The organism is Kaistia terrae, from assembly GCF_026344005.1.
In the GTDB taxonomy this organism is placed as follows: domain Bacteria; phylum Pseudomonadota; class Alphaproteobacteria; order Rhizobiales; family Kaistiaceae; genus Kaistia; species Kaistia terrae.
Map to the genome: position 1 here is coordinate 359,829 of NZ_JAPKNH010000001.1, position 14,621 is coordinate 374,449.

18 protein-coding genes are annotated in these 14,621 nt (G+C 63.2%); 8 read left to right on the forward strand and 10 right to left on the reverse strand.

Annotated elements, in window-relative coordinates; all coding sequences use genetic code 11:
• Positions 1-188: 188 nt before the first annotated feature.
• From OSH12_RS01755 to OSH12_RS01765, 3 genes are all read right to left on the reverse strand, one after another.
• Positions 189-2,075 carry an ABC-F family ATP-binding cassette domain-containing protein gene (locus OSH12_RS01755; RefSeq protein ID WP_266341780.1) on the reverse strand — a complete coding sequence of 629 codons (1,887 nt, stop codon included), beginning with the start codon at positions 2,073-2,075 and terminating at the stop codon, positions 189-191.
• Between the two features lie 69 nt (positions 2,076-2,144).
• Positions 2,145-2,966: a DUF4344 domain-containing metallopeptidase gene (locus tag OSH12_RS01760; RefSeq protein WP_266341781.1), complete on the reverse strand. Its 822-nt coding sequence runs from the start codon at positions 2,964-2,966 to the stop codon at positions 2,145-2,147.
• A 151-nt stretch (positions 2,967-3,117) separates the two neighbouring features.
• A complete protein-coding gene (locus tag OSH12_RS01765; protein WP_266341782.1) occupies positions 3,118-3,633 on the reverse strand; it encodes a DinB family protein in 516 nt (171 codons plus the stop codon).
• A gap of 176 nt (positions 3,634-3,809) precedes the next feature.
• Between OSH12_RS01765 and OSH12_RS01770 the strand changes: the two genes are divergently transcribed.
• Entirely contained in the window at positions 3,810-4,511 is a 702-nt protein-coding gene (locus OSH12_RS01770; RefSeq protein ID WP_266341783.1) for a cyclic nucleotide-binding domain-containing protein, read from the forward strand.
• A 120-nt stretch (positions 4,512-4,631) separates the two neighbouring features.
• Positions 4,632-5,054, forward strand: coding sequence for a nucleoside-diphosphate kinase (ndk, locus tag OSH12_RS01775; RefSeq protein WP_266341784.1), 423 nt, complete (start codon positions 4,632-4,634; stop codon positions 5,052-5,054).
• Positions 5,055-5,281: 227 nt separating this feature from the next.
• Here the strand turns inward: ndk and OSH12_RS01780 are convergent, their stop codons facing one another.
• From OSH12_RS01780 to pgsA, 5 genes are read right to left on the reverse strand one after another with little or no spacing between them, the layout of a single operon-like run.
• Positions 5,282-5,902, reverse strand: a complete 621-nt coding sequence (locus tag OSH12_RS01780) for a glutathione S-transferase family protein (protein WP_266341785.1) — start codon at positions 5,900-5,902, stop codon at positions 5,282-5,284.
• A gap of 44 nt (positions 5,903-5,946) precedes the next feature.
• The gene (locus tag OSH12_RS01785) at positions 5,947-6,609 is read right to left on the reverse strand and encodes an HD domain-containing protein (protein WP_266341786.1); all 663 of its coding nucleotides are present in this window, start codon (positions 6,607-6,609) and stop codon (positions 5,947-5,949) included.
• Positions 6,606-7,070 (reverse strand): molybdenum cofactor biosynthesis protein MoaE, encoded by a 465-nt coding sequence (locus tag OSH12_RS01790; RefSeq protein ID WP_266341787.1) that lies wholly within the window; start codon positions 7,068-7,070, stop codon positions 6,606-6,608. The genes OSH12_RS01785 and OSH12_RS01790 overlap by 4 nt, the downstream gene beginning before the upstream one ends.
• A gap of 7 nt (positions 7,071-7,077) precedes the next feature.
• Entirely contained in the window at positions 7,078-7,329 is a 252-nt protein-coding gene (gene moaD, locus OSH12_RS01795; protein ID WP_266341788.1) for a molybdopterin converting factor subunit 1, read from the reverse strand.
• Complete coding sequence (gene pgsA / locus OSH12_RS01800; protein ID WP_266341789.1) at positions 7,326-7,937, reverse strand: CDP-diacylglycerol--glycerol-3-phosphate 3-phosphatidyltransferase; 612 nt, start codon at positions 7,935-7,937, stop codon at positions 7,326-7,328. Before pgsA ends, moaD begins: the two co-directional genes overlap by 4 nt.
• A gap of 208 nt (positions 7,938-8,145) precedes the next feature.
• On the opposite strand from pgsA, the gene OSH12_RS01805 reads away from it, so the two are divergent.
• Both OSH12_RS01805 and OSH12_RS01810 read left to right on the forward strand, forming a co-directional pair.
• Positions 8,146-8,511: a diacylglycerol kinase gene (locus tag OSH12_RS01805; protein ID WP_266341790.1), complete on the forward strand. Its 366-nt coding sequence runs from the start codon at positions 8,146-8,148 to the stop codon at positions 8,509-8,511.
• 93 nt (positions 8,512-8,604) lie between these two features.
• Positions 8,605-8,859 carry a DUF3297 family protein gene (locus tag OSH12_RS01810; RefSeq protein WP_266341791.1) on the forward strand — a complete coding sequence of 85 codons (255 nt, stop codon included), beginning with the start codon at positions 8,605-8,607 and terminating at the stop codon, positions 8,857-8,859.
• 155 nt (positions 8,860-9,014) lie between these two features.
• Here OSH12_RS01810 and trhO read toward each other — a convergent pair whose 3' ends face one another.
• Positions 9,015-9,791: an oxygen-dependent tRNA uridine(34) hydroxylase TrhO gene (trhO, locus tag OSH12_RS01815; protein ID WP_266341792.1), complete on the reverse strand. Its 777-nt coding sequence runs from the start codon at positions 9,789-9,791 to the stop codon at positions 9,015-9,017.
• A gap of 139 nt (positions 9,792-9,930) precedes the next feature.
• Between trhO and OSH12_RS01820 the strand changes: the two genes are divergently transcribed.
• Positions 9,931-10,980, forward strand: coding sequence for a Tim44 domain-containing protein (locus tag OSH12_RS01820; RefSeq protein WP_266341793.1), 1,050 nt, complete (start codon positions 9,931-9,933; stop codon positions 10,978-10,980).
• Positions 10,981-11,071: 91 nt separating this feature from the next.
• The gene (locus tag OSH12_RS01825; protein WP_266341794.1) at positions 11,072-11,782 is read left to right on the forward strand and encodes an HAD family hydrolase; all 711 of its coding nucleotides are present in this window, start codon (positions 11,072-11,074) and stop codon (positions 11,780-11,782) included.
• Positions 11,783-11,862: 80 nt separating this feature from the next.
• Here the strand turns inward: OSH12_RS01825 and OSH12_RS01830 are convergent, their stop codons facing one another.
• On the reverse strand, positions 11,863-13,317 hold the full coding sequence (locus OSH12_RS01830; protein ID WP_266341795.1) for a DUF1254 domain-containing protein: 1,455 nt from the start codon (positions 13,315-13,317) through the stop codon (positions 11,863-11,865).
• Positions 13,318-13,609: 292 nt separating this feature from the next.
• On the opposite strand from OSH12_RS01830, the gene OSH12_RS01835 reads away from it, so the two are divergent.
• Both OSH12_RS01835 and OSH12_RS01840 read left to right on the forward strand, forming a co-directional pair.
• Positions 13,610-14,056 carry a VOC family protein gene (locus OSH12_RS01835; RefSeq protein WP_266341796.1) on the forward strand — a complete coding sequence of 149 codons (447 nt, stop codon included), beginning with the start codon at positions 13,610-13,612 and terminating at the stop codon, positions 14,054-14,056.
• Between the two features lie 34 nt (positions 14,057-14,090).
• Positions 14,091-14,615 (forward strand): opioid growth factor receptor-related protein, encoded by a 525-nt coding sequence (locus OSH12_RS01840; protein ID WP_266341797.1) that lies wholly within the window; start codon positions 14,091-14,093, stop codon positions 14,613-14,615.
• Positions 14,616-14,621: the final 6 nt, after the last annotated feature.

The following is a 14,621-nucleotide window of genomic DNA, read 5'->3' on the forward strand; positions in this document are numbered from 1 at the left end:
CCATCATCCTGAGGTGCTTCGCGCAGCGAAGCCTCGAAGGAGGGTTCAGCGAAACACCGGAACCTCACCCTGAGCGCAGACAAAGGGAGCCATCTGGACCCTCCTTCGAGGCCCGGCAGAGCCGGGCACCTCAGGATGATGGTCGTGTGGTTTCCGATGAACGAGTGGACTGGCCCGCGTGAGGCGGGTCAGGCCGCCTCGACCGCCGCTTCATATTCGGCCGACATTTCCAGCCAGGTTTCTTCCCGCTCGCCGAGCGACTTGACCGCGTCGGCGCGCTGCTTGGCGAGCGCGGTCGCCTTGGCCGGGTCCTTGGTGTAGAGGGCGACATCGGCCAGAGCCGTGTCGAGCTTCTGAATCTCTTTCTGAAGCTTTTCCATCAAGGACTCGGTTTCCTTGATCTTTTTCCGGAGCGGCGCGAGTTCGGAGCGCTTGGCGGCGGAATCGCGGCGACGATCCTGGGCGGTGTTCTTCGACGCGTCGCTGTCGGTCTTGCCGGATGACGTATCCGGTCCCTTCACGATCAGCTTGCGGTAATCGTCCATGTCGCCGTCGAAATTCGACACTGTGCCGTCTGCAACCAGCAGCAGCCGGTCGACGGACGCCTCGATCAGGTGGCGATCATGGCTGATCAGGATGACGGCGCCCGGATAGTCGTTCAGCGCCTGCACGAGCGCCTCGCGGCTGTCGATGTCGAGATGGTTCGTCGGTTCGTCGAGGATCAACAGATTGGCACCGCGGAAGGTGGCGATGCCGAGTAGCAGCCGCGCGCGCTCGCCGCCGGAAAGCTCGCGCGCCGGCGTATCCATCTTCGCGGTCGGGAAGCCCATCGACCCGACGCGGGAGCGAACCTGCGCTTCGGTCGCGTCCGGCATCAGCATGCGGATGTGCTGCACGGCGGTCTCGGCCGGGCGTAGATCGTCGAGCTGGTGCTGGGCGAAGAAGGCGATGTCGAGCTTTTCCGCCCGCCGCATCGCACCGGTGAGGTTGGGAAGGCGGCCGGCGAGCAGCTTGGCGAAGGTCGACTTGCCGTTGCCGTTCGCGCCGAGCAGGCCGATGCGATCCTCGACGTCGATGCGGAGATCCAGCTTGCGCAGGATCGGCTTGCCTTCTTCGTAGCCGACCGAGGCGTTGTCGAGCGCGATGATCGGCGGCGCGAGGATTTTTGCCGGCGGCGGGAAGTGGAAGGGCGTCACGTCGCTGTCGACGATGCCGGCGATCGGCTGCATCCGCTCCAGCGCCTTCATGCGCGATTGCGCCTGGCGCGCCTTCGAGGCCTTGGCCTTGAAGCGATCAACGAAGGCCTGCAGATGCTTGCGCTGGTCGTCCTGCTTCTTCTTCAGCTTCAGCTGCAGCGCCTGCTTCTCGCGGCGCTGGCGGTCGAAGCTGTCATAGCCGCCGCGATAGATCGTCAGCTTGCCCTGGTCGAGATGGACGATCATGTCGACGGCGCGATTCAGCAGGTCGCGATCATGGCTGATCAGGAAAACCGTGTGCGGGTAGCGCGCCACATAGTTCTCCAGCCACATCGTGCCTTCGAGATCGAGATAGTTGGTCGGCTCGTCGAGCAGCAGCAGGTCGGGCTCGGCAAACAGCACGGCGGCGAGTGCGACGCGCATACGCCAGCCGCCGGAGAAGGCGGAGCAGGGGCGAAGCTGCGCTTCGGCGTCGAAGCCGAGGCCGGACAAAATGGTGCCGGCACGCGCTTCGGCGGCATGCGCGCCGATATCGGAAAGGCGGATCTGGATCTCGGCGATGCGGTGCGGGTCGTTCGCATGTTCGGCTTCGGCCAGCAGCGCGGCACGCTCGATATCGGCGGCGAGCACGAAATCGATCAGCGATTGCTCGGTGCCGGGGGCTTCCTGCGCGACCTGGCCGATGCGGACGCCGCGCGGCAGGCCGATGGAGCCGCTCTCCGGGGCGATCTCGCCGGTGACCAGCTTGAACAGGGTCGTCTTGCCGGTGCCGTTGCGGCCGACGAAGCCGGCCTTGACCCCGTCGGGCAGGGCAATGGTCGCCCCCTCGAGGAGCGTACGGCCGGCGATGCGATAGGTGACTTCGTTGACGTGCAGCATGGGCGGCTATGTGCCGTGCCTAGACGCCGGACGCAAGCGCGGCGCGCGAACTTGGTCGTTTTGAAGCGCTTATCGGCTCTGGAAGTCGCGCACGATCAGTTCGGCATGGTAGCTGGACAGCTCGTAGCAAAGCACGATCTCGTTCGTCACCGGGTCGAAGCTGGACGTTTCCGCCCCGCAGGTCTTGGCACGCAAGGTCGGAGGGTTTGTCAGGGTGAAGTCGTTGGCGAGACGGGTCGCCACTTCTTCCAGAACCTTGTTGTCGTGCAAGACGGTCAATTCGCCGATCTGATCGCCGGTCGGTGGGTCGTAGAAAACCGGGATCGTCGTCAACGGCGCGCCGGGAGCCCGGCGCAGCGGCTTCAGGGCGCTGGTCCAGACTGCGCGCTTTGCCTGGTACGTTGTCGCGCAATTGGCGCGGATTTCCGGCGTCAGCGATGCCGCTTCGGAAATGTCGGCGAAATCCGTGGGATTCGCTCCGACCATCTTGCAGACGATGGCGTCGGCGCGGTCGGCGTCGAGGGAGTGGCGGTCGGGCAGGCCGGTCGAGGCGGGCTGCGCCGAGGCGGTGAGATGCTTCGAGAGCATCCAACTGTCGACGGCATCGACCAGCGTCTGGTCGCCGGCGCCGGTGCGAGGCTCGAGCAGCGTCATGACGGCGAAATCGTCCGCCGCCTGTTCGCCGCCGATCCGATCCATGCCGAGGCGTTCGATCATCATGTGGCCGGCTTGGTGATAAAGCGCGAACACGGCATTGCCGACGACGAAATCGACAAGCTCCGCCATCTGCGTATCCGACAGTCCCTGCGGCGTCTCGACATCGACGTCGGGGGTCGCAGCCTGCGCGGCGGAGACGGAAAGGGCGAACGCAAGGAGCAGGGGCCGAAACATGGAGACTCGCAGAAACAGAAAACGCATCGGCGGAAAACCTGCGCCTCCACCCCGGTTGAATCAAGCGACTGCCATCACACACTGCCGATAAATTTGCGTGACCGGTTGTGGCGAGATGAAAGGCCCGCAAGGCGTGTCGTTTCAGGGCTTGCTAGCGCAGTCCCATGCCCGTCTGGCGCTGGAACTGGATCAGGTCGAGGCTTTCGCAGGCGTCCCGGCCGGCGATGCGCGTCAGGATCGCCGTCGCCTGGCCGCGATGGTGAGTCTGGTGATTGAACAGATGGGCGAGGGCGGGGCCGAGCGGCTGGGTCACCTCCACCGGGTTGGTGATCGGCCGATAGGTGAAATTGCCGGCGATCTGCGCTTCCGTGAGGCCGTCGACATAGGCGATGAGCCGTGCATCCTCGGCTGCGCGTAGCCGGGCCAGTTCGTCGAGATCGTCCGTCACGATCTCGGTAAGCGCCGCATGGACCGGGCCTGCGCCGCTAAAGCGCCGCTGCCAGATCCGGTCGGTGACGAGGAGGTGGTTGAGCGTGCCGTTGAGCGAGCCGAAAAACGCGCCGTGATCGGCGAGATAGTCCTCGCGCGGCAGGGCGAGGGCCGCGGCGTAGAGACGATCGTTGGCCCAGCCATTATAGGCGGCGAACATTGCGAAATGCGGCTTCATGGTCTGGAAAGCTCCGGATGGCTGGCGCCCGCATCATGGCGGGAACCGAACGCTTGCCGGATTATCCCGGCCCGGAGTTTTTTGCAAAGCGTGTCACACGGCGGGGGAAGATTGCGGTTAACCTTACGTCATATCGGCGGGTGAGTCCCGCGCCATGCTGAGGCTCCGTTCGCGATATGGGAATATCCCACCCGCTGCTGCTCGAGATCATCTTCCATGTCGGCAATGCCATTGCCCTGATCGCCTACCTGTTTCGCGACCAGATCCACCTGCGGCTGGTGATCATCGTCAGCATGATCCTCCAGTCGATCTATTACCTCCTGATTTCGTCGGGTGGTCCGCTGTTCGATCCGCTCGTCTGGAAGATCCTGACGATCGTGCTCAACGTCATCATGATCGTCCTCGTATTTCGGGACCGGCTGCGGTTCGGCATCGACGATGAGGTAAGGCCGCTGTTCGAGGCGGTCGATGTCCTCTCGCCCGGCCAGTTCCGCAGGCTGCTCGCCTGCGCGCGGCGAGTCGACGGGCCGATGGCGATGACGCAGCGGGGCGTCCGGCCGGATCGGCTGTTCCATGTTCTTTCCGGCGTTGCCGAGGTGAACAAGGATGGTAGGCGCCTGAGTATAGGCGCGGGTTCATTCATCGGCGAAATCGCGTTCCTGACAGGCGGCACGGCGACGGCGGATGTGCGCCTGCAACCGGGTGCGCGTGTCCTGGAATGGGATGTCGAGCGGCTACGCGCGCTGATGCGCAAGGAAAAGGCGGTCGATATCGCGCTGCGTGGATTGCTGAGCCACGATCTGGCGATGAAGACGTCCCAAAGCGCCTTGCCCGAGCAAGCCGGCTTACCGGATCAAGGTATTCTGTCGATCCGCTAGCAGAATCGGGCCGTCTGAAACGAGCGGCAGCGATGTTGCCGCCCTTGCCCGGCCCCTGTGGCAAGGCTATACAGCGCCACCCAATCATCCCTCTCCAATCGATATGACAGGACTAAAGACATGGCGATCGAACGCACCTTCTCGATGATCAAGCCCGACGCGACCCAGCGCAACCTGACCGGCAAGATCATCGCCAAGCTGGAAGACGCCGGCCTGCGCGTCGTCGCTTCCAAGCGCGTCTGGATGTCCCGCCAGCAGGCAGAGGGCTTCTACGCCGTTCACAAGGAGCGTCCCTTCTTCGGTGAGCTGGTCGAGACGATGACCGCTGGCCCGACCGTCGTTCAGGTTCTGGAAGGCGAAGGCGCCATCCTGAAGAACCGCGAAGTCATGGGCGCGACCAACCCGGCCAATGCCGACGCCGGCACGATCCGCAAGGAATTCGCCTTGTCGATCGGCGAGAACTCGGTCCACGGTTCGGACGCTCCCGAGACCGCTGCCGAGGAAATCGCTTACTGGTTCTCGGGCATCGAGCTCGTCGGCTAATCAGCCGAACTTTTTGACGATACGAAAATGGCCGGGCTTGTCCCGGCCATTTTTGTTTTCGGGGGTGCCGTCCTTCACCTCTCCCTGAGGGAGAGGTCGGCTCGAAGAGCCGGGTGAGGGTTTACGGCCTTGCCGGATAGTTTCCTAAACCATCACCCGCCGGCCTGCGGCCGTCGACCTCTCCCTCAGGGAGAGGTGAAGGAAGGACGGGAGGGCTCGTATTCGCCTCAGCTCAGCCCGATCATCACCGTCTTGCGATAGGCCGGCCGCTCGGTCAGTCGCGCGTACCACGCCGCGAGGTGCGGTAGGTCGGGGCGCTCGATCGGCATCTCGAACCAGGCATAGGCAAAGCAGCCGAGCGGGATGTCGCCCATGCCGAAGTTTTTGCCCGAAAGCCAAGGCTGATCTGCCAGCGTGCGGTCAACGAAGGCCAACAGGCCGGCGCATTTTAGGCGCCCCGCTTCGATCGCCGCCATGTCGCGCTTGTCCGCTGGCGTGCGGACCATGCCCCAAAACAGATCGCGGAAAGGGCCGGCAAGGCTCGACGTCGCAAAATCCATCCAGCGATCGGCGCTGGCTCGCGCGGTCGGCTCTTCCGGCGAAAGCGTGCCGGGCGCATATCGCCCCGAAAGATAGCGGACGATGGCGTTTGATTCCCACAGAACGAAATCGCCGTCGCGGATGGTGGGCACGAGGCCGTTCGGGTTCATGGCGCGATAGGCAGGGTCGGCGGTCAACCCGAAGCTGCCGCCGGCGGGGATCCAGTCATAGGGGAGACCGGCTTCCTCGGCGCACCAGAGCACCTTCTTGACGTTGGTCGAGTTGTTGCGGCCCCAGATCGTCAGCATCAAGCGTTCCTTTGCTACCGGCAGCGCCTCTTTGAACGGCGGCCTCAGATCTCGTCGAGAAACTCGTCATAAAACCGGCGCAGCCGTGCCTGCCGGAGTTCGGCGAGTTGTGCGCCCGCCTGGGTTTGAAAACCGGCGGCGAGCTTGAACAGCTTGTTCTCGAAGTGATCGATGGCAAAGCTCTTATCGTCGAGCGGACGCCAGTTCGCCTCCGGATCGGCCGGATCATAGAGGCCGCTGCCCATCCTGCCGGCGATATAGAAACAGCGCGCGACGCCGATCATGCCGATGGCATCGAGCCGGTCGGCATCCTGCAAAATCCTGGCTTCCAGCGTCTCGGGCCGGATGGCTGCGGAAAAGCTGTGCGCTTCAATGGCATGGGCGACAGCGGCGATACGCGCTGCATCCCAACCGAGCTCGGCTAGAACCGCTTCCGCCTTGCGGGCGGCGAGGCGCGACGCCTGGGCGCGCATCGGGTCGTTCTTCTCGACCGTAACGCAGTCATGCAGCAGCGTGGCCGCAGCGACGATTTCCGACGCGCCGCCTTCCTTCGCCAGAATGGCGGCAGCGTTGTTCCAGACACGCTGCAGGTGGGCGACATCATGCGAGCCGTCATCGCTGGACGTCGCATGCGGCAGCAGCGCTTCGGCCAGCGCCTCATGCGGCGCGAAGGCGCCGTGGGAACGATGTAGAGGGGAGTGGTTCAATCAGCCGTCTTCCAGCGCTCTTCGGCATCATCATCCGACCGCTTGGCCGAAACCCAGTTCACCGCACCGGCCGCCGTATGTTCCTTTTTCCAGAACGGGGCATGGGTCTTCAGGAAATCCATGATGAAGGCGGCCGACTCGAACGCGGCGTGCCGGTGCTTGGAGGCGGTGACCACAAGCACGATGACTTCGCCCGGCTTCACCTTGCCATGACGGTGCAAAATCGTGACGTCGGAGATATCCCACCGGCCAGCGGCCTGCTCGGCGATGCGGGTGACTTCCGCCTCTGCCATGCCCGGATAGTGCTCGAGCTCCAGCGCTTCGAGCCGTCCATCCTCGTCGCGGCAAAGGCCGGTGAAGGTAACAACCGCGCCGATATCGCCGCGCCCCGCCGTTACGCGCTCCATTTCCGACGTGATGTCGAGAGGTTCCGAAACGATCGCAACGCGGACATGGGCCATGGCGAACTCAACCTCCGGTCATGGGGGGGAAGAAGGCGACTTCCCGGACGCCGGCAATTCGGGCGTCGTGATCCGCGTGGTCATGATCGAGGGCGACGCGGATGGCATCCGGTTCGGCAAGGGCGGCGTCGTAGCCGTCGCCGCGTGTCTTGAGCCAGCCGAGCAGGTCGCCGACCGTCTCGACGCTCTTGGGCAGCTCCACCGTTTCCTCCGCCGTGCCGATCCGCTCCCGGACCCAGGCGAAATAAACGAGCTTCACGTCTCTTCCTCCAGGATATGGCTGAGGCCGGCCCGGAAATAGTCATAGCCGGTGTAGAGCGTGACGATGGCCGAAATCCAGAGCAGCACGATGCCGATCGTCGTGGCGTAGGCGAAATAGGCGTCGCCGGCCGGGCCTGCGAGCAGGAAGGCGATCGAGACCATCTGCAGCGCGGTCTTCCACTTGGCGAGACGCGATACCGGCACGCTGACGCGCAGCTCGGCCAGATATTCGCGCAGTCCAGAGACAAGGATCTCGCGGGAGAGGATGATCAGCGCAGCCCAAAGCGACAGCCCGCCGATGGTGCGCTCAAACACCAGGGCCAGGAGGCAGGCGGAGACGAGCAACTTGTCGGCGATCGGATCCAGCATGCGGCCGAGCGAGGATTGCTGCTTCCATATCCGCGCCAGATAGCCGTCGAGATAGTCGGTCACGCTGGCGATGATGAAGAGCGACAGCGCGATCCAGCGCCACGAATCCTTGCCGCCGACCACGCAGAAGACGACGAGTGGCACCGCCAGAATGCGGGCATAGGTCAGGATGTTCGGAAGCGAAAGCAGAAGCGCCCGCTGCGGCCGTCTGACGTCGAAGGTGCGAAGTTCGCTCATATCTGTCCTGAACCCTCTCCATCATATTGCATCCGGACCATGCCCTGCCAAGGTGGCGGGACAAGATTGGCGCTCGGTTGCATTGCCGGGAGAGGCAATCGCGGGGAATCGCGTACATGATATCGCGTAGCGCGACGATTGCGCCACCTTGGAAGCATTCAACTAGGTGTAGCCGCGGCTTGTGGCAACGTTTGGACGGGGAATAAGCATGCGGGCCTGGATCGATCATTTCTTCAAGGCGCTGCGTTGGTCGGGCGCCGGCATGGCCGTGCTGTTCAAGGGCGAGATGGCCTCGCGCATGGAACTGGCAGCCGGCGCTGCCGGCCTCCTCTGGATTGTCGTGATCGGGCGGTCCATGGCTGAAATCGGCGTGTTTCTCGGTCTCGCTTTCGCCTCGCTCGCCGTCGAGGCGCTGAACACGGCGATCGAGGAGATCGTCGATCGCGTCTCGCCCGAACAATCCGAGTTTGCCCGCCGCGCCAAGGATCTTGGATCAGCTGCAGTCATGTTCATGCTGACGGGAACGGGGCTGTATGTTCTGCTGCTGACCATCGCTTCGGCGCTTGGCAGGTGAACCGTTGTCGCGGGGGCTGGGCGGTGCGGCTTGGCAGGAAGGCAACGCCCCGCTATGTCTCCGTCGAATGCTTATTGATTTGAAGGCTCCATCATGACCGACACGCTGCCCGACCGTCTTTCCAACGACCCGAAGAGCCCCTTCCATGACGAGGCGCTGCTCGAGCGCGGCATCGGCATCCGTTTCAACGGCACCGAGAAGACCAATGTCGAGGAATATTGCGTCAGCGAAGGCTGGGTCCGCGTTGCCGCCGGCAAGGCTCGCGACCGTTTCGGCAACCCGCTGACGATCAAGCTCAAGGGCGTGGTCGAAGCCTATCTGCGCGACGACACGGAAGACGCCGGCTGAGGCGGGTTTGCCCTTCCTTCACCTCTCGCCTCACGGGAGAGGTCGGCTCGAAGAGCCGGGTGAGGGTTTAGGAAACCACCCGGTGAGGGCGTAAACCCTCACCCGCCGGCCCTTGGCCGTCGACCTCTCCCTCAGGGAGAGGTCAGAACAGCGTGTTATTCCATACCCTTGGGCGTCTCGCCTTCGCCGTCCTCGTCGATGGGCGCGCGCTCTGCCAGACCATGGCCAAGCGCGACACGCTCGTCGAACACGAAGCACTCTCCCTGCCAGAGGCTTTCCTCGGCCGGGATTGTCTCGAGATATTTGAGGATGCCGCCCTTGAGGTGGAATACCTCCGCGAAGCCCTGCGACAGCAGGTAGGAACTCGCCTTCTCGCAACGGATGCCTCCGGTGCAGAACATGGCGACCTTCTTGTTCTTGTCCGGGTCGAGCGTGCGGCTGACGAAATCCGGGAACTGCGAGAATTTTCTCGTTTCCGGATCCAGTGCGCCCTCGAAGGTGCCCATCTTCACTTCGAAGCGGTTGCGTGTATCGAGAACGACGACGTCGGGATCCGAGATCAGCGCGTTCCAGTCCTCGGCCGCCACATAGGTGCCGACCTGCCGGGTCGGGTCGACCTGCGGCTGCAACAGCGTGACGATTTCCTTCTTCAGGCGGACCTTCATCCGCTTGAACGGCATCGCTGTCGCGCCGGAATATTTGAGTTCGAGATTATCGAGCCGGCCGCCGAACAACGTGCCGGTCGTCATCTCGGCAATCACCGCCTCGATCCCTTCGTCCAAGCCGGCAATGGTGCCGTTTATCCCTTCCGGGGAAAGCAGCAGCGTGCCGCGAATCCCGTGCGTCGCACAGAGTTCGATCAGCGGCGCACGCAACGCCTCGAAATCGGGAAATGCTGCGAATTGATAAAGGGCGGCAACCTTGTATGTCATGCGGCGAGCCAATAACACGATGCCGCGAATGACGAAATTGAAAGAATGACGCGGCCGCCCCTAAACATCTTCCCTTGCCGTTCCTACATGGCCTCCTGAGGGCCCTAAAGGGCTCGCTATCTCACAAAAGGGAAGAGACATGATTTTCGGCAAGCGCACACCGGCTTTTCTGGCGATGATTGGCATCGCCACGGCGATGAGCTTCGCTATAGTGGCCGACGCGGATGCGCGTCGTGGCGGCAGTTTTGGTAGCCGCGGCTCGCGCACCTTCCAGGCTCCTGCTGCCACCCAGACTGCCCCGAACGCCGCCCAGCCGGTGCAGCGCTCGATGACGCAGCCGTCGGCAGCCCAGTCCACCAACGCCGCGAACCCGGGTGCTGCCGCGCAGGCTTCGCGCCCCGGCTTCCTCGGTGGTCTCGGTGGATCGATGCTCGGCGGCCTGATGGTCGGCGGCCTGATCGGCATGTTGATGGGCAACGGACTCGGCGGAATGGCCGGCGCTTTCGGCTTTATCCTGCAGTTCGCGCTGCTCGCCATCGCCGCGATGTTCCTGTTCCGCTTCTTCGCCAACCGCAATCGCTCGGCGGGTGCCGGTGCGGCTCCGGCCGGTATGCCTCGCGGCATGATGCCGGACGCGCCTTCGGCCAATACGCCTGCCGCGAAGACGTCTGACGCTCCGCGCAGCGGTCTTGGCGCCGGCCTTGGCGGCTTCGGTGGTCTCGGCGGCTTTGGTTCGGGCGCCAAGGCACCCCCGCGCCCTGCCAACGCCATGAACGCCAATGACGAAGTCGGCATCACCGGCGGCGACCTCGAGGACTTCCAGCAGCTGCTGGACGACGTGCAGGGCGCTTTCGGTCGCGAGGACTATGCGGCTCTGCGGTTGCGCACGACGCCGGAAATCATGTCCTACCTCTCCGAGGAAATGAGCCAGAACGCCACCAACGGCCAGCGCAATGACGTCACCGACGTCAAGCTGCTGCAGGGCGATCTTGCCGAGGCCTGGAGCGAGGACGGCACCGACTACGCCACCGTGGCCATGCGCTACGAGAGCCGCGATGTCATGCGCGACCGGGCGACCGGTGCAGTGGTTTCGGGTGATGCCGACGCCGTGACGGAGACGACCGAACTCTGGACGTTCTCTCGTGAGCCTGGCGCCGAATGGAAGGTCTCGGCTATCCAGGAGACCTGATCCGGCCGCGACGTCTGATTTGAGGTAACGTAGCGGGTCGGCATCTGCCGGCCCGCTATTTTTTCATCGATCGTTTGCCCATGGAATTCCAATGTCGTCTCGCACCCCCTCGCTGACCGCTATCGGTTTCGATGCCGATGACACGCTCTGGCAAAATGAGCAGTTCTATCGGCTGACCGAGCAGCGCTTTCTCGACCTGCTGGCCGAGCATGGCGATCGCGAGGATATCGCTCGCCGGCTGAACGAGGCCGAGCGGCGCAACCTCAAGCTCTATGGCTTCGGCATCAAGGGCTTCACCCTGTCGATGGTCGAGACGGCGATCGAACTGACGGAAGGCCAGATTCCGGCGACCGCGATCAGCGAGATCCTCGCCGCGGGCCGGGACATGCTGGTCCATCCTGTCGAGACGTTGCCGCATGTGCGCGAGACGCTGGAGCAACTCTCCGGCCAGTATCGGCTGATCCTGATCACCAAGGGCGATCTGTTCGACCAGGAGCGCAAGCTTGCCGCATCCGGGCTTGGCGAGCTGTTCAACGCCGTCGAGATCGTCAGCGACAAGAACGCCTCGACCTATCAGCGCATTTTCACCCGCCATGCGGACGGTCCGGCGCACAGCATGATGGTCGGCAATTCGCTGAAGTCAGACATCGTTCCGGCGATCGAAGCGGGAAGCTGGGGTGTCTATGTCCCGCACGACCTAACCTGGTCGTTTGAGCATGTCGAAGCTCCGGTCGGCGCGCCGCGTTTTCGCGAGGTGCCGCATCTGGGCGAGCTTCTTTCGCTGCTCTCGAAACTCGACTGAAACGACCCGATTGGATGTCCGCATGAAGAGGGCGAGGCAGTCGATGCCTCGCCCTTTTCATTTTTGCGGGTGGTGGCGCGCTATTGCGGCAGCGCGCTTGTCGCTTCGGCGCGGGTCACCGCAGGCGGAACCCAGCGGCCCGTCAACGCGGCGCTCTGCGGCGCGTAGAGCCGCATCGTCAGGTTGAACGGTCCCTTGGGGGCGGGCAGCCAATTGGCTTCCTTGTCCTTGCCGGGGCTCTCGTTCTGGAAGTAGAGGTCGAGCGAGCCGTCGGGGTTCTTGACGAAGGGCATCCAGCTCGACACCGCGAAGCGGTTGAGCGGGTTGGCGACCTGGAAGCCGTCGGGATCGTACAGGGTGACCGACCAGAAGGCATCGACCGGCGGTTGCTGCCCCGCTTCGAAGTGCAGGACGTAGTCATTGGCGCCATCCAGAGGCTTCCCGGTCGAATCGCCTAGATTGAGCGGATAGATCGCGTCTTCCGGCAGGTTGGCGCCGAGCCCAAGCTGCGCGACAATCGCGCGCTTCAGGTAGTAGTTGCCGTAGACGCCCATGGTGTCGGTGTTCATCGACCAGCCATTCGCGATCTGGGCCAGCGTCTTTACCTTCCACGTCATCAGTTTTTGCCCCGCCGCCGGCGCGGCCATGAGGGCTGCCTGGACATCTGGCGAAAGCTTGGAGAAATCGAAGGTCTGGCCGGGGACGATGCCGATCTTGGCAAGATTGGCCACCATCGGCTGGTCGGTCATGTGGGGCGGGTGCAGCTTCAGCAATTCGGCCGCATAGGCGAAGTACTGGTCGCCCGGCATGTGATCGGCCGTCAGTTTCGGCGGAGTCTTCATGTCGATCTTGGGATCGATCTTGACGGCCGCTGCTGTGGCGGCCTTGCCCCATTGCGACAGCGGCACGACCTTGTAGCCAGCCTGGATCTTGTGGACGGCGTCATAGTCCGACGGGCCATCCGTCTTGGTGCGGCCGACGAGCCAGACATAAGGTGTTGGCGCTTCCAGCCGGATCGTGTCCTTCGGCAGCTTGAATTCCGTCAGCCAGTCTTCCCTGAGATCGGGTCGCCAGCCGGGCGGCGTTACCAGATAATTGGCCGCTTGCGTGCCGGTCGTGCGCCAGCCGGGAGAAGCGAAGACGTCCGACCACATGTCGAGCATCGGCAGCAGGAAATACCTGCCATCGGTGCTCGCATTCGAGACCACTACCGGCTCTTCCGTCATGTCCAGCCAGGCGACCGAGTAGAGCGTGTCGAAATTGGGCCGAACGACGACCTTGAAATCGGCCGGAGGAAACTCGGGGACATTCACGAACGTATTCATCGGTCCGCGCCCGAGCTCCTTGCCGGGCTCGATATTGGTGCTCTGCAGACGCGTCAGGTCCATGGTGATCAGCGGATAGAAGTAGAGATAGGCATCCGTCCCGATCGCCTGGGCCTGCTCCTTTGTCAGCGCGGTATCGGCTTGCGCCGAGAGCGGCACGGCGGCTGCCAACGCAGCCCCCAAAGTCGCCGCAAGAATGGAAACACGCATCGTGCAGACCTGCTTTCCCCGCCCGGAGCGGATCTTGGGTTGAATTATCAGCGGGCACATATTTGGCGATGCACTCCATTCCGTCGAGTAAATTCGATTTGAATTTCTGCGTTGCTTTGAGGTGAGTCGACAATATAAGTTTAGCTTATTTATAATTGCGAACAGTGATCGTGTCCGATTTGGTGTTTGCTTCAGAAAGGGTGGTTCATTCTGGAACGGTCCAGCCTGTTCGGGGATTGTCTAGTCAGTCGCGCAGATGTCTTCGGATCTGCCGCCGGAGCAGGAAAAGACGATGGTTCAGGTTGTCGGAATCGACCATCTCGTCATTCGCGTGGGTGATTTCGCGCGATCGAAGGCGTTCTACGGTCGCCTGTTTGCCTTTCTCGGCTTCGAGGTCCTCGGCGACTACGGCGATATGATCGGCTGGACGAATGGCAAGACGCGCTTCTGGATCGGCGAGGCGGACGCCGAGGGCAAGAAGCGCAAGCATCGCGTCGGCGACATCGGATTCCATCACTACGCCTTCGAGTTGCGCAGCCGGAAGGACGTCGACGATCTGGAGGCATTCTTGAAGCAGGAGGGCGCCGATATCGTCGATCCGGCGGATGAGTATTACGAGGACTATTACGCCGTATTTTTTCTGGATCCCGACGGGCTGAAGCTCGAAGGCATGACGTATGGCGAGAATGCCGCCAACGGTTCAGCGAAGGGCGGCGGCCATGCGGGAAGCGCGGGCTGACCCTGTCTGACGCGACGGGGCAGGGAGCTTTCGGATGACAAACACCGAGTCAGCGCTGGTGCGCTTCCATGCCGGCGTCGCGAGCGACAGTCAGGGCCGACAGATCGCGGAGATCCTGGGCTGGGACGACGACCGGCTTGAGTTCGTTCACGACTATATCCAGTGGCTGTTTCCGCTGCCAGAGCGGAGCGCCTTTAACCCCGACGCGCCGATCCTGACGACAGCCGACATCGCGGCCTTCCGGCAGCGGCCTGACCTCCAGGCCTCGCTGGATGCAGCCTTTCGAAGGATGCTTGCCTTCTACGGATTCGAGGAGGTGCAAGCGGAGGGCGGCCTCGAAATTGTTCGGTCGGCCGCGTTTCCACAAAAGGCGTCGAACTGGCTGAGGCCGGGAAATCACAACCTGCTGCGGATCAGCCGCATTTTGCGAGCCTTGACGCAACTGGGGCTGGCGCACCGGGCGCGCGCCTTTCTCGTTGCACTCGAAACCCTCTATGAGGAGCAGGGCGAACGGATCGGACCGGTGACGCTTTCCTATTGGCGTCAGGCTGTCCGCTAGGCGAGA

Excerpts from the sequence above, each read along its gene's own strand:
- OSH12_RS01820 (WP_266341793.1), top strand. The coding sequence starts at position 9,931 with ATGATTTTCGGCAAGCGCACACCGGCTTTTCTGGCGATGATTGGCATC.
- OSH12_RS01810 (WP_266341791.1), top strand. The coding sequence starts at position 8,605 with ATGACCGACACGCTGCCCGACCGTCTTTCCAACGACCCGAAGAGCCCC.
- OSH12_RS01830 (WP_266341795.1), bottom strand. The coding sequence starts at position 13,317 with ATGCGTGTTTCCATTCTTGCGGCGACTTTGGGGGCTGCGTTGGCAGCC.
- OSH12_RS01760 (WP_266341781.1), bottom strand. The coding sequence starts at position 2,966 with ATGTTTCGGCCCCTGCTCCTTGCGTTCGCCCTTTCCGTCTCCGCCGCG.
- OSH12_RS01790 (WP_266341787.1), bottom strand. The coding sequence starts at position 7,070 with ATGGCCCATGTCCGCGTTGCGATCGTTTCGGAACCTCTCGACATCACG.
- OSH12_RS01825 (WP_266341794.1), top strand. The coding sequence starts at position 11,072 with ATGTCGTCTCGCACCCCCTCGCTGACCGCTATCGGTTTCGATGCCGAT.
- OSH12_RS01770 (WP_266341783.1), top strand. The coding sequence starts at position 3,810 with ATGGGAATATCCCACCCGCTGCTGCTCGAGATCATCTTCCATGTCGGC.
- trhO (WP_266341792.1), bottom strand. The coding sequence starts at position 9,791 with ATGACATACAAGGTTGCCGCCCTTTATCAATTCGCAGCATTTCCCGAT.
- ndk (WP_266341784.1), top strand. The coding sequence starts at position 4,632 with ATGGCGATCGAACGCACCTTCTCGATGATCAAGCCCGACGCGACCCAG.
- OSH12_RS01835 (WP_266341796.1), top strand. The coding sequence starts at position 13,610 with ATGGTTCAGGTTGTCGGAATCGACCATCTCGTCATTCGCGTGGGTGAT.
- OSH12_RS01840 (WP_266341797.1), top strand. The coding sequence starts at position 14,091 with ATGACAAACACCGAGTCAGCGCTGGTGCGCTTCCATGCCGGCGTCGCG.
- pgsA (WP_266341789.1), bottom strand. The coding sequence starts at position 7,937 with ATGAGCGAACTTCGCACCTTCGACGTCAGACGGCCGCAGCGGGCGCTT.
- OSH12_RS01765 (WP_266341782.1), bottom strand. The coding sequence starts at position 3,633 with ATGAAGCCGCATTTCGCAATGTTCGCCGCCTATAATGGCTGGGCCAAC.
- OSH12_RS01780 (WP_266341785.1), bottom strand. The coding sequence starts at position 5,902 with ATGCTGACGATCTGGGGCCGCAACAACTCGACCAACGTCAAGAAGGTG.
- OSH12_RS01805 (WP_266341790.1), top strand. The coding sequence starts at position 8,146 with ATGCGGGCCTGGATCGATCATTTCTTCAAGGCGCTGCGTTGGTCGGGC.
- OSH12_RS01755 (WP_266341780.1), bottom strand. The coding sequence starts at position 2,075 with ATGCTGCACGTCAACGAAGTCACCTATCGCATCGCCGGCCGTACGCTC.